Consider the following 23975-nt stretch of genomic DNA (forward strand, 5'->3'; position numbering starts at 1 on the left):
GGCGCCGCCGGTGAGGTAGGTAGTCCCCTCAGGAACCACCTGAGCGCCGGACTCAGTCCTGGCAGTCGACGTGGCGACGGACGACGCCGCCGGGGATCGGCTGGGTGAACGCCCCTGAGATGAGGGGCGGATTCCACTTCGCCTCCTTGTATTGAAAGATGACGTCGTCCTCTGTATTGGGCACCCGCATGCGGATCGAGCGGGGGATCTCGGCCTCGCAGGCGCCGCCGCTCGGCGGGATCGGCTCGTCGATTCCCTCCGGGTCGACGCGCGGCGCCGCGGTGCGGATGGTCCCGTGATGGCTGAGCTCGGCGTGATAGAGGTCCAGCCCGCGCTGCGCGACCCGGACCTCCCTGACGCGCAGGCGCTGCTGGCTCCACGGCAAGCGCCAGTCGTCCGGGCGCGGCTCGAGGTGGATCTCCTCCACCGCGTCGCGGGTGCTCTGGATCAGCACGCGGTAGAAGCCGCCGCCGTCCCAGGCGATCGAGGCGCCGTTCGGCTCGTGCAAGAGCACCGGCGCCTCGCCGCGAAGCAGCGAGACGAGCGCGTGCCCGGGGATGGGCACCTGGGTGAGCCGCGACAGGTTGCACGCGCTCGCGGGCCCATGCAAAAGCTGCTTCTCCCCGACATCGAGCATCTGGAACAGGGTGCCATTCGACGTGAGCGTGTAGAGCGTCGCGCCGAAGGGGCTCACGATATCGAAGCGGACCCGATCGGGATTGACCGCCAGGATGTACACGTCACCGCGGATCCTCCCCTGACGCGAGAAGTGGTCGATCTTGGCGGTGCCCTGGACGCCGTTCACGCAGGCATACGTGGCCTTCATCCGGCCGAGCGCCGCGTCGGCGGTCGGGAACCGGGATGGCGGCGGAGCCACGGAAGCACAGCCGGTCACGAGCACGGCGAGGGACGCGGACCAGGCGATCGCGCAATGGCGCATGGGCGCGGACGCTGACAAGGATCGCCGAGCCCGTCAACCGCGGAAGCGGTGCGGGCGGCGTCACCGTGGAGGAAGGTGGAGGAAGGGCGCCGAAGACGGCGCCGAGGGGAGGAGCAGAAGAGCGGCGCCGCGCATCCGGCCGGAGCGAGCCCCCGGCCGGACGCGCGCGGCCGGGGTCAGGACGCCCGGAGCGCTTCGAGCAGATCGACGTCGGGGATCGCGATCGGCAGGCGGGCGCGGAGGACAGCGACGTCGTTCTCCTCGCAGACGCGAGCCACCGCGAGCCCGTCGAAGAGGGAGATCGGCGCGGTCCCCGGGATCGCGGCCTCCTCGCGCGCGCCGGAGAGCATCTGACCGGCGGTCAGGATCCAGCCGGCGGTCGCGGGGCCGTAGTGGTGGAGCGAGCCGCGCAGCTCGGTCACCCGCTCGCGGCCGACCTCGCGGCCGTCCCGACGGACGACCAGCGCCAGCTTGATCTCGTCGCCCGCCGTGCGGAGCGCCCCGGAGAAGTGGCTCTCGCCGCCCGGCGCACCGGCGCGGCGCACCGCGCGCAGCTGGCCGAGGCCGATGCGCTCGAGGGCGAGGACACAGATCTCGACGAAGGCGTGGCCCGGGAGCTCGGAGAGCTTGCGCGCGAAGGCTCGCCGCGCGGCGTCGCGGTAGCGGTCCACGGCGGCGAGCGCCTCCTGCTCCAGCCGCGCGAGGTCGCCCGGCAGCAGCCAGTCGGTCAGCGCGATCCGGCCGCCGGCGAAGCGGAAGCGGGGCCGCTGCCCCGCGGCGATGCGGCGCGCGTTGTCGGCGCGCACGGCGGCCGCGACCTGGGACTGCACGAGCTGCACGTCGCCGGCGAGCCGGCCGCGGCGCTGCGCCGTCTCCGCGATCTGCCGGAGCGAGACCGCACCCGCGTTCCGATCGAAGGTCGAGAGGATGCCCGCGATCGCATCGGCGAGATCGCGGCCGGCCAGGTCGTCGAGCGCGTGCCCCTCGCCGCCTGTGAGCTCGATCACCTGAGGGCCGCGGTAGACCGGCTCGGCGCCGAAGCCCTCGGCGCGCTCGACGCGCTCGGGGCGGTCGAAGCGCTCGGGGCGGTCGGCGCGCTCGGGGCGGTCGGCGCGCTCAGGGCGGTCGGCGCGCTCAGGACGCTCGACGCGCTCGACGACGCGCTCGACCCGGTCGGTGCTCCGGTCGGAGCGCGGCGGCTCGCGGCCGTTCTCGCGCCGCGCCTCGAACACCGGCGTCGCGACGTAGGAAGGCAGCCCACCGGCGCTCGGGGTGGCCTCCGCGGTCCCGCGGCCGCGGCGGCGGCGGCGGCGGCGGCGGCGTCCCTCGCCCTGCTCACCCGACGAGCCGGGGGTCGCGCGGTCGTCGCCGCCGAGGATCGGCTGATCGTCGTCGTCCTCCTCGTCGAAGAGCTCGGCGGCGCCGGCGACGGCCTCGGCGCGCATCGCCTCGTCCGGCCCCGGCGGCTCGGCGTCCTCGAGCTCGCCTTCCTCCTCGTCGAGGTAGGCGCCTACGGCCCGCGGGGACGAGGGCGCCGGCGACGGAACGGCCTCGCGCGCTGCCGGGATCTCCACCCCGTTCAACCCGGCCATCCCGACCGCGCTCGTCGCGCCGGCCACGACCTCGTCGTCGTCGTCGTCGTCGTCCTCGTCGAACGCCGGCGCAGCCTGCGCCGCCCCCCCTGCGGCCTCGACCGCCTCGCCGTCGACCGCCGGAGCGCCCGAATCGCTCTCTTCCACCGCCTCGCCGTCGGCGGCCGTCTCGAACAGGGTCGGCTGCTCCCCCTTGCGCGCCTTGGCCGCCTCGGGCTTGCCGCCGCGCTTCGCCTTCTTGCCGTCGACCCCGGACTTGATCGTCTTCTCGTCCCACTCGCGCAGCGCGAAGACGCCCGGCTTGACCCGCACCAGGGGGTTGTCCGCCGTGTCCTTCTTCAGCGTCGCCGCCAGGCGGGCGCCCATCGTGACCTCCGGGCTCTTGCCAACGTGGCTAAGGAGGTTCTTCTCGATCGCGATATCGGTGATCTCTTTATAGTGAAGCGGTCTACCGATGAGGCGAAGGACCTCGGCGGCTGCATCCGTGAACGTCATCTTGTTCGCCCTTCGGGGCGCACCGCCCGGCGGGCGCCCTCGTCGTCCCCATCGCGGCCGCCCCGTCCTACTGTGGCTGACGAAGCGCGCGGGATACCCCACCGCGGCCGGGAAACGCACATTCGCTCCCACTCGGCCACGACGCGCGGAACGGCGTGCTCGTAGCATGCACGGGAACGGCGGTCAACGGGCGGCGCGATCTGGCTCAAGATAAGCCGCTGGCCGAGCTCTGGGGGTGGAACCGGCGCGCGGCCGGCGCGAAGCCCGGGGGTCGGCCGCGCGCGGCAGCGAGCGCGGGCGTGAGCGTGGCGCGGGCGTGAGCGCGGCGCAATTGCGCGCGCGGGCCCTGCTGCACAAGCATCGATGTGGCGCGTGAGCGGCTGTAGGCCAGTCCGGAACACGGGATAAGCCGGAGGCGGGAAATCGGTTGACGCTTGACGCTTGACGGTTGAGCGGCTTTCGCAGGGCGCGGGGCCTCCCGCGCGGCCGCGGCGGCCACAACATCGCTTTTGCGCTTTGCCATCTCCTGGATAAGGCGGTTACGCTTCGTGGGTGGAGCTTTCGCGGTTGCTCGATGAGCTCACCCTGGCGGCCAACAGGGTCGGCATCGCCGTCAGGATGGAGGCGTTCGATCCGCACCTGTCGGACGCGCGCAATCCGCGTGGCGGGCTCTGCACCGTGCTCGGCCGGCGGCTCATCCTTGTCGACGCCAACGCGTCGCTGCCCGATCGCATCGCCACCCTCGCGACCGCGCTCGCGCGCGTGGACCTGGAGTCCATCTTCCTGCCGCCGATCGTGCGCGCGACCATCGGCGCCCACGCCCGCGGCGCGCGGCCGCGGGCGCCCGCGCCGGGCGAGCCGGTGCGGCTGCCGACGCGCCACGGGAGGAGCGGAAAACCCCCGAAGCTCCTCCCGCTCGCCCGCACCAAGTGGCGTGACGCCTGAGCGCAGCGGCGCGCCCGCCCCCTCGGGCGCGCCGCGCGTGCAGCGCGCTACGATGCGAGCGCCCGCTCGACCTCGGCGTAGATCGCCGCGATCGCCGCATCCAGCTGCCCGACGTCGGTCCCGCCGGCCTGCGCCATGTCGGGGCGGCCGCCGCCCGAGCCGCCCACGATGCGGGCGATCGGCTTGATCAGCTCCCCGGCCTTGAGCCGCTCGGTCGCCGGCTTGGAGACCATCACCGCGAGCTGCGCCTTGTCGCCCACGGCCGCGCCGAGCAGCACCGCCGCGCGATCGCCGAGCTTGTCGCGCAGCTTCTCCGCCAGGTCGCGCAGCGCGCCCGGGTTGGTGCCGTCCGGCATCCGGCGCGCCAGCACCTTGATCCCGCCGATCTCCCGCGCGCCCTCCAGCATCGCCTCGATGCCGCCGCCGCCGCCCTGCGCCGGACCGGCGCCCTCCAGGATCCGCCGCTCGAGGTCCGCCACCTTCTTCTCGAGCTCCCGCTCGTGCGCCACGATCTTCCCGATCTTCTCGGCGAGATCGCCGCCCTGCGCCTTCGCGACCTGCCGCGCCCGCGCGAGCTCGGCCTCGACGCCGCGCGCGTAACCGAGCGCGTTCAGCCCCGTCGACGCGAGGATCCGGCGCACGCCCGCGGCCACCCCGCCCTCGCTCGTGATCTTGAACAGCCCGATGTCGCCGAGCGCGCGCGCGTGCGTGCCGCCGCAGAGCTCCACCACCTCGGGCGTCATCGTGAGCATTCGCACCGTGTCGCCGTACTTCTCCTCGAAGATCGCCATCGCGCCCCGCCGCCGCGCCTCGTCCATCGGCAGGATCTCGGTCGTCACCCGCGCGTTCGTGAGGACCTTCTCGTTCACCAGATCCTCGATCTGCGCGATCTCCTCGCGGGTGAGGGGCCTGTTGTGCGTGAAGTCGAAGCGGAGGATGTCCGGGCCGACCCGCGAGCCCTTCTGCTGCGCGTGCTCCCCGAGCACCTTGCGCAGCGCCCAGTGCAGGACGTGGGTCGCCGAGTGGTTGCGGCGCGTCGCCGACCGCGCCGCGTGGTCGACCTCCAGGTGGACGCGCTGCCCCACCTCGATCGCCCCCTCGCGGACCACGCCCTCGTGCACGACCAGCCCGGCGACCGGCTTCTGCGCGTCCTTCACCTCGACGCGCGCCCCGTCCGCCGTCACCTCGCCGCTGTCGCCGACCTGGCCGCCCGACTCGGCGTAGAACGGCGTCTCGCGGACGACGATCTCGACCGCCTCCCCCGCCTCCGCGCGCGGGACAGGCGTCCTCACCTTGCGCGCCTTCTCGCCCTCGCCCTGCGCCTCGACCCGGAGGATCGCGACGATCTCGCTGTCGCCCTCCTCGTGCTCGTAGCCCGTGAAGACGACCGGCTGCGCGAGCTGCGCGCGCGCCGCGCGGTGCGCGGGATCCACGGCGGCGTTCGGATCGATCGGGCCGTCGGCCTCGGCCGCGCCGTGGATGACCGCCTCGGCCCCCGGGACGTCGACGTCGAAGTTCGACTCGGCGCAGATGACCTGCGTCAGATCCAGCGGGAAGCCGTAGGTGGTGTAGAGATCGGCGGCCGCCGCGGCCGCGAGCGTCCTCTCGCCCGACGAGCGCATCTCCGCGAAGCGCTCGTCCAGGATCTTCATCCCGCGCTTCAGCGTGGAGCGGAAGCGGACCTCCTCGTCCTCGGTGACGCGGGCGATGAGCTCCCGCCGGTCCCTGAGCTCCGGATACGTCTCGCCCATCCGGCGGACCACCTCGAGCGCGACCTCGTGCAAGAACGGCCTGTCGATCCCGAGCCGGTGCCCGTGCCGGATCGCGCGGCGCATCACCCGGCGGAGCACGTACTCGCGCCGCTGCCGCTCGGGCATCACGCCCTCGGCGATCAGGAACGCTGTCGTCCGCGCGTGATCGGCGATGACCCGCATCGACACGTCGTCGTCGGCGCTCCCGCCCGTGTACGGCTTGCCGCTGAGCTCCGCGGCCTTGTCGACGAGCCCCCGGAGCAGATCCGTATCGTAGTTCGACGTCGCGCCCTGGAGCACGCTCGCGATCCGCTCCAGGCCCATGCCCGTATCGATGCTCGGCGCCGGCAGCGGGACGAGCGGGCCGTCCTTCTCGACGCGCTCGTACTGCATGAACACGTTGTTCCAGATCTCGGTCCAGCCGGTGCCGTCCATGCGCGGCTCCTCGCCGAAGCGCGAGACGTCAGGCTCGTTCCCGTGGAAGAAGTGGATCTCGGAGCAGGGCCCGCACGGGCCGACGTCGCCCATCGTCCAGAAGTTGTCGGCCAGCCCCAGCCGGAGGATCCGGTCGTCGCCGAAGCCGGTGACCTTGCGCCAGATCGCCGCGGCCTCCTCGTCGGCAGGAAAGCCCCCCTCGCCGTTGTAGATCGTGACCACGAGCCGCGAGGGAGAGACCTCGTAAACCTTCGTCAGGAGCTCCCAGGCAAAGGCGATCGCGTCTTCCTTGAAGTAGTCGCCAAAGCTGAAGTTGCCGAGCATCTCGAAGAACGTCTGATGGCGCGCGGTCACGCCGACGTTCTCCAGGTCGTTGTGCTTGCCGCTGATCCGGATGCACTTCTGGCTCGAGGCGGCGCGCTGGTAGGGGCGCTTGTCCTTGCCTGTGAACACGTCCTTGAACGGCACCATGCCCGCGTTCACGAACATCAGCGTCGGATCGTTCTGCGGCAGCAGCGGCGCGCTCGGAACGACCTCGTGCCCGCGCTGGGCGAAGAACTCGAGGAACGTGCGTCGGATCAGATCGGAGCTGGCAGGCGTTGCGATGGACATAGGAGGAGGCGCGGTCTAGCACGACCGGAGAGCGGCTTCCGCCCGCTCGATGGGCCGGCCCCGGCCGCCGCGGACGCGCGCGCGCCGGCCAGGCCCGCCGGCGCCGCCGGACGATCGCGGCCGGCGCGCGCCTGCGGCGCCGGCGCGGCGCGCGGGTCAGCGGCCGGAGGGGACGACGCTGCTGCCGGAGGCGGCCTCGAGGGCGAGGGGCGCCCGCTGCAGCGCGCTCTCGATCGCGCCCGCGACGGCGTCGGTCTGCAGCTGGGCGAGCTCCCGCCGGCCGCTGGCGCGCCGCGCCTCGGCGACCGCCTGGGCCGAGCCGGTCATCGAGCCCTTCAGCGTCTGGCTGGGCATCTCGCGGATCACGTACTCGACCCTGGCCGAGAAGCCGATCCCGTCGGACCCCTGGCGCCTGTTCAGCTGCGTGACCGAGCCGTCCAGCGTGAAGGCCGGCAGCTTGCGGCTCTTGCCCTGCGCCGCCACGTCCGTGCCGTCAGCGACGACCTCGATGTCGGCGAACTGCGCCACGCGGTTGCGCGTCTGCTGCTTGAGCAGCGAGCCGATCATCGCGTCCTTCACGCCGGAGCGGTTCTCGAACTTGCCCAGGCTGACCAGGAATCGCGCCTTCGCCGACGACTTCGAGAGCCGCTCGATGGCGGCCTCGATCGGGCGCTTCCGGCCGGCGGCGGGCTCGAGGCTGAGCGCCGCCTTGAGCGCCGGCACCGCCGCGGGGTTGCCCAGCGCGCCGAGCGCGGCCGCGGCCGAGGCGCGCACCGCCGGGTGCGGATCCTTGAGCGCCTTCTCCAGGGCGGGCCGCGCGCCCTGGCTCTTCGACCTGCCGAGCGCCAGCGCCGCCGCGACCCGCAGCCGGTAATCCTTGCCTACCGCGATGTCGCGGAAAGCGGACGTGTCGCCGTCCTGCGCGCTCGACAGGGAGGTCGACCCGAGAACCATCGAAGTCGCCAAGAACATCGCAATGAAGAGACGACGAACCATCACGTCCCTCCGGAGAACGGCGACCCTCGCCACCTGCTCTCCTCGGTGAACCACGGAAGTCTCGCGACGCGCCTGGCGTCCAGACGGTCTTATCCTTGGCCAGGACGGTCGCGAGATCAAGGCCCCTTTGGCCCGCGATGGCTCATGCAGGACTCGTGACGAGGGCGACGACGTCGTCGCTTCACGCCGCTTTACCGCCCCGAGCGCTCATTTCCAGACACACTGCCACGAACGAGCCCGGGACGGCTTGTCGACTCAGAAGAGGATACCGAGATACCAGCGCACGGTCTGTGCGGTCTCGAGGTCGACCTTCTGGACAGCCTGCTCCCCCGGGAGCTGGCCGAGGCCGCCGAGCGGGAACAGCACGCCGTACTGCACCGCCGTGTAGAAGCCGCCCATCTTGTCCGGATCGTCGTTGAGCGTCCCGTCCTTCGACTGGAAGTACAGCTGGCCGTTCAGCTCGAGGCCGAGATCCCTGGAGTTCCCGGGCGCCTGCACGAACTCCGAGGCGCGGCTCCAGATGGCCGCGGCGCCGATGCCGGCGCGCTGGCCGTTCTTGTCACGAGCGAAGTCCCAGTCCACGCCGGGGCGGAAATAATAGGCCCCCTGGACCCGAGACAGGATGTTCCTGAACAGGATCTGGTCGACGCGGTAATCCGGGTGGAAACGGAAGGTCGAGTAGGTGCGATCGGTCGAGTTCTGGGGGTCCATGCCCCCGGCCACGGGCTTGAGGGAGGGCACGTCGTCGTCGCCGGTCGCGTAGCCGAAGCCGAAATGCAGCCGCAGGCGGCCCTCCATCTCGGTGAGCTCGGCCTGGCTCGCGATCCCGAACTGCCGGACGCCCCAGCCCGTGTCCTTGTCGGAGAGGACGTTCGCGTAATCGGCCTCAGCCTGCCCGCGCAGGTCGATGGATCCGTAGATCATCGCCGCCTCGAGCTCGAAGCGGAACTTCTTGTAGAGGAACTGGAACCACACGTCGGGGAGGATCATCTCCGCACCCCGGTGCACGTACCCAGTCGCGACGTCGTCGGCGCTCGCGCCGAGCGAGGCAGACGTGCTGGCGTCGGCGCCGCCGGTGGTGTCGTTCGCCAGGGTCTGCTGTCGGTAAGCGAAGTAGACGCCGCCGTTCACGACCGCGTTGCCGCGGGCGAGCTCGAGCTTCTGGAGCTCCGGGTTCTTGCGGCGGACGGCGACGAACACGTACTGATCGACGTCATCGGCCTGGGCGAGGTCGTAGGGCTGGCCCTCCAGGTCCTGGAGGGAGGCGCTCGTCGCGCCCTCGTTGGTCCAGTCCCACGCACCGGCGAAGTAGAGGTCGTATTTCTTGATCCCCGTGACGAACATCAGCCGATCGACGGTCGACTGGTAATCGGAGTCGTGCCCATCGCCGCTGTTCGCCACCATGCCGAGGCCCCAGTGGTTCGGCATGCGGCCGAAGCGCAGGAGCCCCACGGGGGTCATGTACTCGCCCCAGATCCGCTTGACGGAGATCGAGTCCTTGGGGGAGTTGACGCCGGCGCTCGGCGCCCACTGGGTGCCCGCGAAGGCCCCGAGCGGCGAGTACCCGCCCCGGCGGACGACCTCGTAGCCGCCGTTCGCCCCCGGCCGGTTCGCGTAGCCCTCCGGGGTCGAGCCGAGCACCACGTTGTCGAGCAGATCGACCTGCGAGAGGATCCGCAGGTTGTCGCTGACGTGCAGCTCGGGGTTGAGCCGGAAGCGCATGTTCGCGCCGGCCTGGGTGTCGTTCGTGCACGGCTCGAACGTGCGCGAGCCGCCGCTCGTGGTCTCGCTCGGGTTGCAGACGTCGACCGAGTGGGTCGCGTTGTAGGAGTTGTCGGCCGGCTGCGGCCAGAGCGCCCTGTCGCGCGGGTCGACGCGGCCGAGGGCGAAGCTGTTGAAGAGCTCCCACCGGAGCCGGTAGTAACCGTGGAACTCGAACGTCGGCCGCGCGTGGGACCACCAGTCCTCGGCGTAGACCTCGCTGGGCCGGGCGCCGATCTCCCCCTGGGTCGCCTTCCGCTCCGGCTGCTCGGCGGCCGTGGCCGCCGCCGGCCCTTCCGAGGCCTCCGGCCCGGCCGGCTGCGGCGCGGCGGGGGCGGCCGTGTCGGCCGGCGGCATCAGCGGCTCGCGCGACGGCGCCGGGGGCTCGAGCGCCTCCACGTCGTTGCCGCCGACCGGCGCCGCGCCGGGCTGCGCCGGAGCCGCGCCGGGCTGCGCGGCGCCGGGCTGCGCCGGAGCCACGCCGGGCTGGGCCGCGGGACGCTGCGCTGCACCGGGCTGGGCCGCGGCGCCGGGCTGGGCTGCGGCGGCGCCGGGCTGCGGAGCAGGAGCGCCCGCCTGGCCGGCAGGCGGCTGCGCTGGGGCCGCCGGCGGCTGGGCCGGCCGGCCCGCCGGCTGGGCGGACGCGGAGGACGCGCCCAGCACGAGCGCGAGCGCGAGGCCCGACCGGAGGCGACGGCGAGGGGTGCCAGGGCTGCACGACGTTCCCGGAGACCGCAACGAGATGGGCATCTGCTTGGTTTCGTTCGCGCGTTTTCGCCCCGCGCGCAGGAAGAGGTTGAAAGTTCCGAGCTCTCGGTGGCCCGGAGGCCGGGGGCCGATGTCTCATGCCCGGCTTGTGTGGTCAAGGCGCCGCTCGGGGCCGACCTCTGGAACCCGCGGGGCCGCTTATTTGAGCCCTCTTGGAAATCCGCGCATGATCCGGGAAGATCCACCCGCAGCGGTGGATGCCGCCGCGCGTCTCGGCTGCCGTACTCGCCTCACCGTCCGCGCGGAGCGCCGCTGTCCCGGCGCACGCCCGCCCTGCAAGGCGCCGTGCGCTGCTGGATGCTCACCGACCGGGAAGATGTCTGAAAGGGGATAGATGAGAACGCTGCGAGCGCTGAGTCTGCTGTCGATCGTGGGCGCTGGGGTGGGGCTCGCCTCGAGCGTGGCGCGCGCGCAGGAGGCGGTCCGCGAGGGGGAGTTCTCGGTGCAGCGGTTCGAGCCGGCGCCGGGCTCGAAGAACTACCTGAGCGTCGAGGGCGCCCGGATGGAGGCGTCGCTCGGGGTCACGGCCGGCCTGATGTTCGACTACGCCCGGGAGCCGTTCGTCGTGGAGCGCTGCGTCTCGGCGACCGACTGCTCCGCGGCCGACGCGCGGGACAAGCGGGAGGTGCCGGTCATCTCGGACCTGCTGACCTGGAACCTGCTGGCCTCGATCACGCCGGCGCCGTGGCTCCAGGCCGGCCTGCGCTTCCCCGTCGCCTACGCGAGCGGCCAGGGCATCGACGCCGCGACCGGCGCGGCGCCCGCGGAGGGGCTGAAGGCGTTCGGCGCGGGCGACCCGACGCTCGAGGCCAAGGTGCGGTTCTTCGGCGGGCCGCGGGATCCGCTGGTGCTCGGCGCGGCGGCGGACGTGAGCTTCCCGCTCGGGCACGCGACGAGCGAGGGGAGCTACCTCGGCAGCTCGTCGCCGGTGACCGCGGGGCTGCGCCTCATCGTGGACGGCAGCGCCGGGCCGCTGTCGTTCGGGCTCAACCTGCGCGGCAAGCTGCTCCCCGAGACGGCGCGGATCGCGACGACGGAGGTCGGCCCTGTCGAATTCCGCTACGGCGGGGGGCTCGGCTACCAGATCAACCCGACGCTCCGCGTGCTCGCCGAGGGGTACGGCGCGACCCAGTTCAAGGCGCGGGGCGGGACGAACTCGCTCGAGGTCGACGGCGCGCTCCAGATCGCCCCGCGCGACCTCGGCCTCGTGTTCACGGTCGGCGGCGGCGCGGGCATCGTCGAGGGGATCGGCGTGCCCGTCGCGCGCGGCATCGCGGGGATCCTCTTCGTGCACGAGCCCGGCGACGCCGACGCCGACGGGATCGGCGACGCGGCGGACCAGTGCCCGGCGCTGCCCGAGGACCGGGACGGGATCGCCGACGAGGACGGCTGCCCCGAGGACGACGGCGACGCGGACGGCATCCCGGACGAGAGCGACCGCTGCCCGGCGAAGGCGGAGGTCATCAACGGGTTCGACGACAAGGACGGCTGCCCCGACGAGCTGGCGGATCGCGACAAGGATCGGGTCGCCGACGCCCAGGACAAGTGCCCGGATCAGGCGGGCCGCGTGCTCCTGCCCGAGCACTACGGCTGCCCCGACACGGACGAGGACGGCGTGCCGGATCGGGTCGACAGGTGCGTCGACGCGATCGAGGACACCGACGGGTTCGAGGACGAGGACGGCTGCCCCGACCCGGACAACGACCGCGACGGCGTGCTCGACGCGCAGGACGAGTGCGTCGACCAGCCCGAGGTCAAGAACGGCTTCAAGGACGAGGATGGCTGCCCCGACGAGCTCCCCGACACCGACGGGGACGGCATCCCGGACGAGAAGGACAAGTGCCCGAAGCAGCCCGAAAACCTGAACGGTGTCGAGGACCTGGACGGCTGCCCGGACCGCGGCGCGAGCCTCGTGCAGGTCGGCGAGGCGGACATCAAGATCCTCCAGCGGATCGAGTTCGCGCTCAACAACGACAAGATCCAGGGCGCGCAGAGCTTCGCTGTGCTCGACGCCGTGGTGTCGGCGCTGATGCTCCACCCGGAAATCTTCAAGGTGGAGGTCGCGGGCCACACGGACAACGCCGGGCCGGCGGACCTGAACCGCGCGCTGTCGCAGCGGCGCGCCGAGGCCGTGGTCGCCTACCTCACGAGCAAGGGCATCGATCCGAAGCAGCTCGTGGCGCGGGGCTACGGGCCGGACAAGCCGATCGACGACAACAAGACCGCCAAGGGGCGCCAGAAGAACCGGCGCGTCGAGTTCACCATCCTGCACTCGGTGAAGAAGCCGCTGCAGGCGCCCGGGGATCCGGCGGCGCCGGCGACGACGGCGCCGTCCGCCTCGACGCCGGCAGCGCCGCCTGCGGATCCGCTGCCGCTGGCCCCTCCGCCGCCGAAGCCCTGATCCCTCCTGTCCCGCGGCGCACGGCCGCGCGGACGGGCGGAGCTCGGCGTCCTCCCCTCTGGATCTCTCGCCCGAGCTGAGCGAGGCTCTGGCCCGCGGCACCCCGCTCCGCGGGACGGAGCCATGGAGAAAGCATGAACCGGACACTCATTGCGCTACCCCTCGTGCTGTCGTCGCTGTTCGCCGCGGGCTGCGGCCACTCCGAGCAGGAGTGGAAGGCGCAGCTCGCCAAGTACAACGACCTCCAGAACCGGAGCCAGAAGAAGGAGGCGGACCTCGAGAAGGAGCTCGCCGAGGCGAAGCAGCGCGTCGAGGAGCTGGAGAAGCAGCTCGCGGACCAGGGCGCCGACATCACGAAGATGACCTCGACGCTGGAGGACCGCGACAAGGCCCTGGCGGAGTACAAGGCGCGCGCGAAGCAGCTGGAGGCGATCCAGGCGCGGTTCGACCTGCTCCGGAAGAAGCTCGAGGAGCTGACCAAGCTCGGCCTGGAGGTCCAGGTCCGCCGGAACCGGATGGTCATCTCGCTGCCCGGGGACGTCCTGTTCGACTCGGGCAAGGACACCCTGAGCAAGGAGGGCCAGGCGATCCTGAAGAAGATCGCGGACGTCATCCGCGGCGACAAGTCGCTTGTGGACCGCGATTACCAGGTCGCCGGGCACACGGACAGCCAGCCGTACAAGAACGGTCCGTACTACGACAACTGGGGGCTGTCGCTGATGCGCGCGCGGGCCGTGCTGCTGTTCCTGATCGGGCGGGAAGGCCAGCTGCCGACGCGGCACTGGAGCGCGGCCGGGTTCGGGGACACCGACCCCATCGCGAACAACGCCACGCCGGCCGGCAAGCAGAAGAACCGCCGGTGCGACCTGATCGTGATGCCGGATGTGGACGAAATGCTCGACCTGACGAAGCTCGCCACGAAGTGAGGGCGGGCGGGTGAGCAGGGGCTCGCAACGCGCGGGCCCCGCGTCGCCGCGGGGGCGGCACGGCGGCGTTCCTGGCCGGCAATTCGTGAGCCGGCTCACATCAACATGAAAAAGCTGGGCGATTTCGAGATCCTGGCTCCTGAATCCACCACAACGCGTTGAGGTGGCGGGCGTCCGCGGACGCCGGCGACCTCAACGCGCTCAGGTGCGCGGGAGCGAAGGCATGCCTGAGACGCGTCCGCTCCATGACGTTGCGAACAACAAGGAGAAAAGGGTCATGAAGATTCGTGCCATCCCGCTCGTGATCTGCGTCTTCGCCCTCGGTGCTGCGTCGTGCTCGAAGGAAGCGCCGAGCGCCGGCAAGGCCGCGCCCGAGCCGACGCAGGCGGCGCACGCGCCAGCCGACGTGAAGCCCGGGTCCCACGAGGACTGGTGTGGAGAGCACGGCGTGCCCGAGTCCCAGTGCACGCGCTGCAACCCGGAGCTGACGCCGGCCTTCAAGGCCACGGGCGACTGGTGCGCGGAGCACGGGCTGCCCGAGTCGCAGTGCCTCAAGTGCAACCCCGACCTGAAAATCGTCAGGCCGCCAAAGGAGAGCTGAGATGCACGGCCGCCTTCACGTTGTGTGGCCACTGCTCCTCGCCGCTCTTTCGGGGTGCGGGGCCAAGGGGACCGGCAACGCGGCGCCGGAGAAGGCCGAGGCGACGCCCAGGCCGGCGCCGGCCGTCGAGGGCGCCATGTGCAAGGAGCACGGCGTGCTGGAAGCGCTCTGCACGAAGTGCAATCCGAAGCTCGCCCCGGTCTTCCAGGCAAAGGGGGACTGGTGCAAAGAGCACGAATTGCCGGAGTCCATCTGTCCCATCTGCCACCCCGAGCGCGGCGGCAAGCCGGCGGCCGACGTGGCGAGCGACGGAGCGCCGGCCGACGGGACGAAGGTCAAGCTCAAGACCCGGGACACGGCCCGGCTCGCCGGCATCCTCACGGCGAAGGCCGTCGAGCGACAGGGCAGCGGAGGCATCCCCGCCACCGCCAGGATCGTCTACGACGCGCTCAAGGTGGCGGAGCTCAACGCCCGCTCTCCGGGGGTCGTCCGGCAGCTGCACGTGGACGTGGGCTCGGCGGTCAAGAAGGGCGCGGCGCTCGCCGTCATCGACAGCGCCGACGTGGGGGCCGATCGCTCGCGGCTGGCCGGCGCGCTCTCGCGCCTCAAGGTGGCCGAGGAGCACCTGATGCGCGAGGAGCAGCTCGAGAAAGAAGGGCTGGCGGCGCGCAAGAGCGTCCTCGCCGCGCAGCAGGAGCTCGACGCCGCCCGCGCCGAGCGCGCCTCGCTCGCGGCCTCCCTGGCCGTCGTGGGCGCCAGCGCGGGCGGGAGCGGGGGCTACACGCTCACGACGCCGCTCGCAGGGGTCGTGACCCAGCGCAAGGCGACCGTGGGCAGGCTCGTCGGGGTCGAGGAGACCCTGTTCGAGGTGGTCGACGTCTCGAGCATGTGGGCCGAGCTCGATGTCCCCGAGACCGACCTTCCGGCCGTCTCGCTGAAGCAGCCGGTGGTCATCGAGGTCGACGGCATCGAGGGGCGCGAGCTCAGAGGGGAGATCACGTACGTGGCGCCGGCCATCGACCCGGCGACGCGCACGGCCAAGGCGCGCGTCCCGCTCGAGAACCCGGGCGGCGCGCTGCGGGCCAACATGTTCGGCCGGGCGCGCATCCTCGCCCCCGCGCGCGCCGCGGTCATGGTGCCCCGCGCCGCGGTGCAGCGCGCGAGGACGGTGAAGCTCGTGTTCGTACGGCTCGCGGAGGATCAGTTCGAGGCGCGGCGGGTGGAGATCGGGGCGACCGAGGGTGACCTCGTCGAGGTGAAGAAGGGCGTGCGCCCGGGCGAGGAGGTCGCGACCGAAGGGAGCTTCCTGCTCAAGACCGAGACCCTCAAGGAGAGCATCGGCGCCGGCTGCTGCGGCGAGGACTGAGGCGCGGTCATGCTGAACGCCGTCATCACGTGGTCGCTCCGCCACCGACTGCTCGTGATCCTGGCCTCGATCGGCCTCGCTCTGGCGGGCGTCCTCGCGCTCCGCCGCCTGCCGATCGACGCCTTCCCGGACACGACGCCGGTGCAGGTGCAGATCAACACCGTGGCCCCTGCCCTCGCCCCCGTCGAGATCGAGCGCCAGATCACGGCGCCCGTCGAGCAGGCGATCTCGGGGCTGCCGAGGCTCGAGGAGGTCCGCTCGCTCTCGCGCTTCGGCCTCTCGCAGGTCACGGCCCGGTTCGAGGACGACACGGACATCTACCTGGCCCGCCAGGTCGTCATGGAACGGCTCCAGACCGTGACGCTGCCGAAGGGGATCGAGCGGCCGGAGCTCGGTCCGGTCGCCACGGGGCTCGGCGAGGTGTTCCACTACGTGGTCACGGGCAAGGGCAAGTCGCTGAGCGAGCTGCGCACGGTCCACGACTGGGTCATCGCGCCGCAGCTCCGCTCGGTGCGCGGCGTGGCCGAGGTCAACGCCTGGGGCGGCGACGAGCGGCAGATCCAGGTCCTCGTCGACCCGGCGGAGCTCACGGGGCGGGGGCTGTCGCTCCACGACTTGTCCGGAGCGCTGGAGCGCAACAACGCCAACGTGGGCGGGGGCAGCCTGGACCAGGCCGGCGAGTCGAGCCTGATCCAGGGCATCGGCATCGCCACGCGCGTGAGCGACATCGAGGACATCGTGGTCGCCGCCAGGGGCGGGGCGCCCATCCGGGTGCGCGACGTCGCCCAGGTGGTCGAGGGGCGCGAGATCCGGCGGGGCGCGGTCACCGCGGATGGCCAGAGAGAGGTCGTGCTCGGCCTCGGCTTCATGCTGATGGGCGAGAACAGCCACGACGTCACGACGCGGCTCAAGGCGCGCCTCTCGGAGGTCAAGAAGAGCCTCCCGGAAGGGGTCGACGTCGCCGTCGTGTACGACCGCACCGAGCTCATCGACCGGGTGCTCGGCACCGTGAAGAGGAACCTGATCGAGGGCGCGCTCCTCGTCGTCGCGGTGCTCTTCGCCTTCCTCGGCAACCTCCGCGCCGGGCTCATCGTGGCCTCGGCCATCCCGCTGTCGATGCTGTTCGCCTTCGATCTGATGCTGCGCGCCGGCGTGGCGGGGAGCCTGATGAGCCTCGGCGCGATCGACTTCGGCCTCGTCGTCGACAGCTCGGTGATCATGGTCGAGAACTCGGTCCGGCGGCTCTCCGAGGAGCCGGGCGACCGGAGCACGACGGACGTCGTGCGCGACGCCTCGCTCGAGGTCCGCAAGCCGACGATGTTCGGCGAGCTCATCATCATGATCGTCTACCTGCCGATCCTCGCCCTCGAGGGGGCGGAGGGGAAGCTGTTCCGGCCGATGGCGCTCACGGTGATCTTCGCGCTCGTCGGCTCGATGATCCTGTCGCTCACGCTCATGCCGGTGCTCGCGAGCCTCCTCTTGCCGCGCCACATGAAGGCGCGCGAGAACGCGCTCGTTCGCCTGCTGAAGCGGGCCTACCGGCCCGTGCTGCAGCTGGCGCTGCAGTGGCGCTGGGCGGTGCTCGCCGGCGCGGCGCTGCTCCTCGGCAACGCGGTCTTCCTGGCGACGCGGCTCGGCGCCGAGTTCGTGCCGCGGCTCCGCGAGGGCACCCTCGTCGCCAACACCGTGCGGCTCTCGGGGGTCTCGGTGGGCGAGTCGATCCGCTACGGGACCCAGCTGGAGCGGGTCCTGCTCGACAGGTTTCCGGACGAGATCGAGCGCGTCTGGACCCGCACGGGCACCGCGGAGGTGGCGACGGATCCCATGGGGCTCGAGCTGTCCGACATGTTCATCACGCTCAGGCCGCGGGAGGCCTGGAAGCGCGCCGCGACGCAGGACGAGCTCGTGCAGGCGATGGAGTCGGAGCTCGCGGGGATGCCGGGCATGCGCGTCATCTACACGCAGCCGATCGAGATGCGGGTCAACGAGATGGTGGCGGGGATCCGGGCCGATCTGGGGGTGAAGCTGTTCGGCGACGACTTCGACACGCTGAAGCAGAAGGCGCGCGAGATCGAGGCCGTCCTGAAGAAGATCCCCGGCGCCGCGGACGTTGTGACCGAGCAGGTCACAGGCCAGCCCGTGCTCGAGATCGAGGTCGACCGCGCCGCCATCGGCCGGCACGGCATCGCCGCCGCCGATGTCCTGGAGGTCGTCGAGGCGCTCGGCGCGCGGGAGGTGGGGCAGCTCCAGGAGGGCGAGCGCCGCTTCCCCGTGGTGCTGCGCATCGACGATCGCTACCGGGAGGACCCGACCTCCATCGGCCGCATCCTGGTCACGTCGGCCGGCGGGGAGCGCATCCCGCTCGCGCGGCTCGCGAAGATCCGCACAGCCGAGGGGCCCACCGCGATCCACCGCGAGTGGGCGAAGCGCCGGATCGTTGTGCAGGCGAACGTCCGCGGCCGCGACGTGGGCACCTATGTCGAGGAGGCGAGAGCCAGGCTGGATCGGGAGGTCGAGCTCCCGCCCGGCTACTACGTCCGCTTCGGCGGGCAGTTCGAGCACCTCGAGCGGGCACAGGCACGCCTGCTCGTCGTGGTGCCCGTGGCCCTGGGGCTGATCCTGCTCCTGCTCTACTTCACGTACGGGCGGCTCCTCGATGCGGTCCGCGTCTTCACGGGCGTCCCGTTCGCCGCGATCGGCGGCGTCGTCGCGCTCTGGCTCCGCGGCCTGCCGTTCAGCATCTCCGCGGGCGTCGGGTTCGTGGCGCTGTCGGGCGTCGCGGTGCTCGGGGACATGGTGCTCGTCTCCACGATCCGGCAGCTCACCGCGGCCGGGATGCCGGTGCGGGCCGCCATCGAGCTCGCGGCGGAGCGGCGCCTGCGCCCGGTCCTGATGACGGCGCTCGTCGCTTCGCTGGGCTTCGTGCCGATGGCGCTGAACACGGGGGTCGGCGCCGAGGTGCAACGCCCGCTCGCGACGGTCGTGATCGGCGGCGTGATCTCCTCCACGCTGCTCACGCTGCTCGTTCTGCCGGTCCTCTACAGCGTGGCCGGCGGACGCCTGCGCACGGGCGCCGCCGGCGAGCCGGGCGCCGCCGATCGCCCGCCGAGCTCGGGCGCGGCCCTGTCGCCCGCCGCGGAGTAGGCGATGAGCGCGCGCTCCCGCCTCCGCGTGATCGCCGCCACCGCGGGCATCCTGGTCCTGGCTCAGGCGCTCGCAGCGGGGATCTACTGGGCCGTGGAGCATCGCCGCGAGGCGGAGCGGCCGGGTCGTCCCTTTGCGTACGAGCAGCTCAGCGGCGCCCAGCCGGTGCCGGACGCCGCCTTCGAGCAACCGGACGGGACCTTGCTCCGGTCGGGCGCCCTGCGCGGCCGGCCCGTGCTGCTCCACTTCTGGGCCACCTGGTGCGCCCCGTGCCGCGCTGAGCTCCCGCTGCTGCTGGAGCTTGGCCGAGAGGTGGAGCAAGCCGGGAGGCTCCAGCTCGTGGCCGTGAGCGTCGACGAGAACTGGGAGGTCGTGCGCGCCTTCTTCGGGGGCGAGGTTCCTCCGGGGGTCGTGCGGGCCGGATCGCCCGCCGTGCAGCGACAATTCGGGGTCTCGACGTTGCCTGACACCTTCCTGGTGAAGGCGGACGGCACGATGGCTCTCCGGTTCACGGGCGCGCGAGACTGGCGAGCGCCCGAAGCGAAAGCGCTGCTGATGGGACAGGAGCGAGCAGGACCCTGACCGCTCAGCTGCCTGCAACCCGGTTGAACAGCAAGATTGGAGCTCACGATGACTCGTCCCTGGTTCGCCCTTGCTCTGTACGCCGTCTACATGGCGCTCGCGTTCGGGTGGCGGTCGCTCCGGCAGCGCCGTGCGACCGGATCCACGGGCTTCCGCGGCATCTCGGGGCCGCCGGGATCGCTGCCGTGGGTCGGCGGGGTGCTCTTCGTGATCGCGATCCTGCTCGGTGTGGCGGCTCCTCTCGGGGAGCTCGCGGGCTGGATAGGGCCGCTTGTCGAGCCCGGCGCTCTGGTCGTCGGGCTCGGCGCGGCCATGACGATCGCAGGTACGCTCGGCACGCTGTGGTCACAGGGCGCGATGGGTGAGTCGTGGCGCATCGGCGTCAGCGAGGCGGAGCGCACGAGCCTCGTGACCCGAGGGCCGTTCGCCGTGGTGAGGAACCCCATCTTCAGCTTCATGATGCTGGCCGCGCTCGGGATGGCGCTGATCGTCCCGAACGCCGCTGCGCTCGCCTCGTTCGGGGCGCTGGTCTTCGCGATAGAGCTGCAGGTTCGGTGGGTCGAAGAGCCGTACCTGCTCGGCGCCCACGGCGAGGCTTACGCAGCGTACTGCGCGAAGGTAGGGCGCTTTGTGCCTGGCCTCGGCGTCGGGGTCCGGTCGCCTTCGCAGTGAATGCAGAGGAGCGATCTCAACCCGGGTGTCGCTCCAGCCATGACGTACGGCTCAGCCGCCGAGCCATTGCCGCGCGAGATCGAGCGTGCGAGCGTTGTCCGGAACGTCGCGGAGGAAGCGCTCGCGCCAGGTCGGGTCGATGAGCTTCTCGGCGCGCGCGAGCAGCGCAGTCCTGGCCGACGCGATGGCGGCCATCGCCTCGGCATGCCTGCCGCTCGCGGCGAGCGCCTCGGCATACGTCAGCCGGACCAGCGGCTCGCCCCCTTCCAGGGTGCCGAGCTCCGACAGCTGCGAGCTCGCCTCGGCGGCAGCCCGCATCGCCTCGTCGGTACGACCGAGCCCGAGCAGCGCGCGGGCGAGGACGGCAGAGGCCTGCACGGCAAACGTCGGTGCGCTCGGCGCGAGCGCCACCGCGGCGCGCGCTTCGCGCTCGGCGACCCCGAGACCCCCGCTGGCGAGAGCGATCTTCGCGAGGTAACAACGAGCAATCAGCTCCGTGCGCACCACCCCCGCTTGACCGCTCAGCGTCGCAGCGGACTCGGCGAGCGTCCGCGCCTCGGCCAGATGACCGCGATACGCGAGGACCTGCGCAAGGTTCAGCTCCACCGCGAAGCTCATGTCATGCAGATGCAACCGGCCAGCCTCCGCCAGCGCCACGCGCAGCATCGACTCCGCCGGCTCGAAGTCGCCGAGCTCCGCATAGCCAACCCCGAGGTTCGCGCGCATGTTACAGGCGTTGCGATGATCGCCCGCTTGCTCGAACGCAAGCGCCGCAGCCTCCAGGCCGCTCACGCCGGCGCCCAGATCACCAGCGCACATCGCGAGGTAGGACCGCGCCTGGTGGAGGTGCGCACCCACCTCGATATCCTGGTCCTCTGCTCGTGCAAGAGCGCGCTCGACGGTCTCGATCAGGGCATTCCCTTCGGCATAACGCCCACCCAGGATCAGCCCGGACGCGCCGTCGGCAAGACAGATGAGCTTGACGCGCTGAGCGTTGTCCACGACCGGGGCATCCGCCGCCGCGGTCGTCCATCGCTCGACGTCATCGAGCCCTCCCAGCTTGTATGCAGCGATGATCATCTGGTCGATGATCAAAAACCATGCGGTCGTGCCGCGCTCGAGCCGCTCGATCGCCTCGGTGCCTCGCTCCACCGCGAGGGCGGCATCGCCGCGCCACACATGGGCTTCGGCCTGGACTCGGCGGAGCCTGCCTGCGGTGTCCCCGGCTGCCCCGCAGCCGATACCGCGGTCGGCTCGCGCCAGCGCCATGGCCAGGTCGTTGCCGCGAAGCGCCTCCTCGGCCGCGCGCAGGAACGCATCCGCCGCCCGCGCCGGTGCGCCACCGATCTCGAAGTGCTCGGCCTGCGCCATGGCATCCGCGCCGCCGGCCCGATCCAGCCAGTCGCCCGCAAGGCCGTGCCCGACGCGCCGGTCGCGCTCCGTCAGCATGCCGTAGGCGGCTTCCCGCACCAGCGCATGGCGGAACCCGTACTCGACCTCGCCCGCAATGCGCCCCTCGCGGCGCCGCTGCACGAGCTCCCGCCGCACAAGCTCGGCGAGCCGCGGCGCCACCGGCGCGCCGCCCACGAGGGCCGCCACCCCGCCCTCCCAGAACGTCTCGCCGAAGACGCTCGCCGCGCGCAGCACGCGCCGCTCCTCGACCTCCAGCGCCTCCAGCCGCGCCTGCACCATCGCCAGCGCCGTCTCGGGCATGCCCTCGCTCCTGCCCTCGGCGACCGCGCGGATCTGCTCCTCCAGCACGAACGCATTGCCGTCGGCGCGCGCGAGGAGCGTTTCCACCTGCTCATCCCCGATGCCATCGCCGAGCACCTCGCGCACGAGCCGCTCGCTTGCGCGACGGGGCAGCGGCGCAAGGCGGAGCCGGAGACCGTTGCGCTCGCTCCACAGCGCCGGGAAGAGCTCGTCGACCTCCGGACGGGCGAGCGCCAGCACGAAGAACGGCAGGTCCCGGGCGTGCCTTAGCGCGGCGTCGACCAGGGTCACCGTGGGCAGGTCGCCCCAGTGCAGGTCCTCCAGCACCAGCAGCACCGGCTGTCGCTGGCACTCGGCCCGGACGAAGTCCTCGAACACCTGGCGGAGGCGGTCGCTCATCAGCATCGGGCTCTGGCGCGCCGCACGGAGCTGCACGTCGCCCTCGTCGGGAAACGCCGCCCCCACGAGCTCGCCGAGGAACGCCGCGACCTGCGGGCCCTTGCTCCGGAATGCATCGAGCCGCTCGACCCGGGCGAGCACCTTGCGCCGCCGCGCCTCCAGCGGCTCGCCGTCGAGGAGGCCCAGGGCGCGGCGGAGCGCCCGGGCGAGCAGGCCGAACGCCGAGCCGGCCGCGATGGGATCGGCCCTGCCGATCCAGACCTCGGCGGCCTCGCTCCGCTCCTTGAGGGCATGGAGGAACTCCCAGGCGAGGCGCGACTTGCCGACGCCCGGGGCGCCCACGACGACCACGGCGCCCGCGGAGGGCTCGTCCACGCAATGGCGCCACTCGGTCGCGAGCTGCAACAGCTCGCGCTCTCGCCCCACGCACGGCGTCGGCTTGCCGAGGAGCCGAGGCACGGTGTCCGGCTCCTCCTTCGGGCCGCGAAGCCAGCACCCTCCGGGCCCCTGCGCCGTCTCGAAGCGGCTCGCGACCAGGCTGGCCGTCGTGTCGTCGAGCCGGATCTCCCGGGGCAGCGGGCTGTCGCGCCCGGCGATGAGCTGCGCGACCCGATCGACCAGCTCGCCGACCGGCAGCTTCCCCTCGATCTCCGTCAGCCCCGTCGCGATGGATAGGGGCACACCGCCGAGCACCGTTTGCAGCGCAAGGGCGCAGTGGGCTGCCCGCGTGGCGAGATCTGTCGGGGACTCGGCGCCGGACAGCGCGATGAGCAGCCAGCGCGACTGCAGTCGATCGAGGCTCCCACCGTGGCGCGCCGCGACCTGGCGCAGCGCCTCGGCCCGCGCGGCGCCGTCGGCCTCCGAGAGCGTGGCGTCCGTCTCGGTGCTGCCGTCTTCGGCCAGGAGGACGCACATGACCCGGCGCTCCGCCGTCGTGATCTCTTCGCCCGGCGCGGGCGGCGCCGCGACCGCGCTCGCTCCGGCGGAGAGCCCATCACCGGCCGCGGCCGCGAGCTCCGCTGCGACCGCAGCGCCGTCGCGCGGCCGCGCCCCCGCTTCCTTCGCCAGCATCCGCGTCACCAGGCGCTCGATCGGCTCCGGGACGTCGCCGCGGAGCTCCCCGAGCCGCGGCGGCTCTTCCAGGACCACCTTCATGAGGAGCGCGAGCGCGCTGTTGCCGAGGAACGGCGGGCGCCCCGCGAGGCACTGGAACAGGACGCACCCGAGCGCGAACACGTCGGCCCGGGCGTCGATCGACGACTCGCCGCGCGCCTGCTCGGGGGCCATGTACCCGGGCGTGCCGAGCACCGCCCCGGGTGATGTGAGGCTCTGCGTGAGCCGGAGGTCGCGCGCGATGCCGAAGTCGAGCAGCGTGGCGCGCTCGACCGCGCCGTCCACGAGCATCAGGTTGCTCGGCTTCAGGTCGCGGTGAACGATGCCGAGCCGGTGGACCGCGCCGAGCGTCGCCGCCACCCGCGCCGCCAGCGTCGCGCTCTCGGCGAGCGAGAGCGCTCCTTCGGCGAGCCGCTCCTCCAGCGTCACGCCGTCGAGCCACTCCATCGCCAGGTACGGCCGCCCTGCAGCGGTCATTCCATGCGCCACGTACTGCGCGACCCCCGGTAGCCGCAGCGTGACGAGCGCCTCCGCCTCTCGCGCGAACCGGCGCAGGTCGTCCGCGCTCGCGCCCTGCAGCACCTTGAGCGCTATCGCCTCGCCCGACAGCCGGTCGCGCGCGCGGTACACGTCCCCCATCCCGCCGGAGCCGGCGAGCCGCTCGATCTCGAACCGATCCTCGACCACTTCCCCGGCGCGCATCGCCGTTCTTGTGTACTTCGAATGAGCCCCCGGGTGTGTGTTCTCCCACGGGTGGCACTGC

General features: G+C 72.2%; 14 protein-coding genes. 8 read left to right on the forward strand and 6 right to left on the reverse strand.

Translation table 11 applies throughout. The annotated features are described in order from the left end of the window. Positions 1-52 precede the first annotated feature (52 nt). The gene (locus WMF36_RS27305) at positions 53-940 is read right to left on the reverse strand and encodes a LolA family protein (protein ID WP_437573698.1); all 888 of its coding nucleotides are present in this window, start codon (positions 938-940) and stop codon (positions 53-55) included. 176 nt (positions 941-1116) lie between these two features. Continuing rightward, the gene (locus WMF36_RS27310; RefSeq protein ID WP_437573699.1) at positions 1117-3027 is read right to left on the reverse strand and encodes an HTH domain-containing protein; all 1911 of its coding nucleotides are present in this window, start codon (positions 3025-3027) and stop codon (positions 1117-1119) included. Between the two features lie 552 nt (positions 3028-3579). On the opposite strand from WMF36_RS27310, the gene WMF36_RS27315 reads away from it, so the two are divergent. Then, a complete protein-coding gene (locus WMF36_RS27315; protein ID WP_437573700.1) occupies positions 3580-3972 on the forward strand; it encodes a hypothetical protein in 393 nt (130 codons plus the stop codon). Between the two features lie 47 nt (positions 3973-4019). Here WMF36_RS27315 and alaS read toward each other — a convergent pair whose 3' ends face one another. From alaS to WMF36_RS27330, 3 genes are all read right to left on the reverse strand, one after another. Next, positions 4020-6770, reverse strand: coding sequence for an alanine--tRNA ligase (gene alaS / locus WMF36_RS27320; protein WP_437573701.1), 2751 nt, complete (start codon positions 6768-6770; stop codon positions 4020-4022). 156 nt (positions 6771-6926) lie between these two features. Then, the gene (locus WMF36_RS27325) at positions 6927-7724 is read right to left on the reverse strand and encodes a HEAT repeat domain-containing protein (protein ID WP_437573702.1); all 798 of its coding nucleotides are present in this window, start codon (positions 7722-7724) and stop codon (positions 6927-6929) included. A gap of 297 nt (positions 7725-8021) precedes the next feature. Next, positions 8022-10277, reverse strand: a complete 2256-nt coding sequence (locus tag WMF36_RS27330; RefSeq protein WP_437573703.1) for a TIGR04551 family protein — start codon at positions 10275-10277, stop codon at positions 8022-8024. 352 nt (positions 10278-10629) lie between these two features. On the opposite strand from WMF36_RS27330, the gene WMF36_RS27335 reads away from it, so the two are divergent. The 7 genes from WMF36_RS27335 (at position 10630) to WMF36_RS27365 (ending at position 19987) form a co-directional block, all read left to right on the forward strand. Continuing rightward, entirely contained in the window at positions 10630-12696 is a 2067-nt protein-coding gene (locus WMF36_RS27335; RefSeq protein WP_437573704.1) for an OmpA family protein, read from the forward strand. Between the two features lie 134 nt (positions 12697-12830). Continuing rightward, positions 12831-13622, forward strand: coding sequence for an OmpA family protein (locus WMF36_RS27340; protein ID WP_437573705.1), 792 nt, complete (start codon positions 12831-12833; stop codon positions 13620-13622). A gap of 277 nt (positions 13623-13899) precedes the next feature. Continuing rightward, positions 13900-14223, forward strand: coding sequence for a hypothetical protein (locus tag WMF36_RS27345; RefSeq protein WP_437573706.1), 324 nt, complete (start codon positions 13900-13902; stop codon positions 14221-14223). Between the two features lies 1 nt (position 14224). Beyond that, positions 14225-15589 carry an efflux RND transporter periplasmic adaptor subunit gene (locus WMF36_RS27350; RefSeq protein ID WP_437573707.1) on the forward strand — a complete coding sequence of 455 codons (1365 nt, stop codon included), beginning with the start codon at positions 14225-14227 and terminating at the stop codon, positions 15587-15589. 9 nt (positions 15590-15598) lie between these two features. Continuing rightward, the gene (locus WMF36_RS27355; protein WP_437573708.1) at positions 15599-18733 is read left to right on the forward strand and encodes an efflux RND transporter permease subunit; all 3135 of its coding nucleotides are present in this window, start codon (positions 15599-15601) and stop codon (positions 18731-18733) included. A gap of 3 nt (positions 18734-18736) precedes the next feature. Further along, positions 18737-19315: a TlpA family protein disulfide reductase gene (locus WMF36_RS27360; RefSeq protein ID WP_437573709.1), complete on the forward strand. Its 579-nt coding sequence runs from the start codon at positions 18737-18739 to the stop codon at positions 19313-19315. Between the two features lie 48 nt (positions 19316-19363). Further along, positions 19364-19987 (forward strand): methyltransferase family protein, encoded by a 624-nt coding sequence (locus tag WMF36_RS27365; protein WP_437573710.1) that lies wholly within the window; start codon positions 19364-19366, stop codon positions 19985-19987. A gap of 51 nt (positions 19988-20038) precedes the next feature. Here the strand turns inward: WMF36_RS27365 and WMF36_RS27370 are convergent, their stop codons facing one another. Further along, positions 20039-23914 (reverse strand): protein kinase domain-containing protein, encoded by a 3876-nt coding sequence (locus WMF36_RS27370; RefSeq protein ID WP_437581969.1) that lies wholly within the window; start codon positions 23912-23914, stop codon positions 20039-20041. Positions 23915-23975 lie beyond the last annotated feature (61 nt).

Source organism: Sorangium sp. So ce887 (assembly GCF_051521455.1).
Classification (GTDB): Bacteria; Myxococcota_A; Polyangia; order Polyangiales; family Polyangiaceae; genus Sorangium.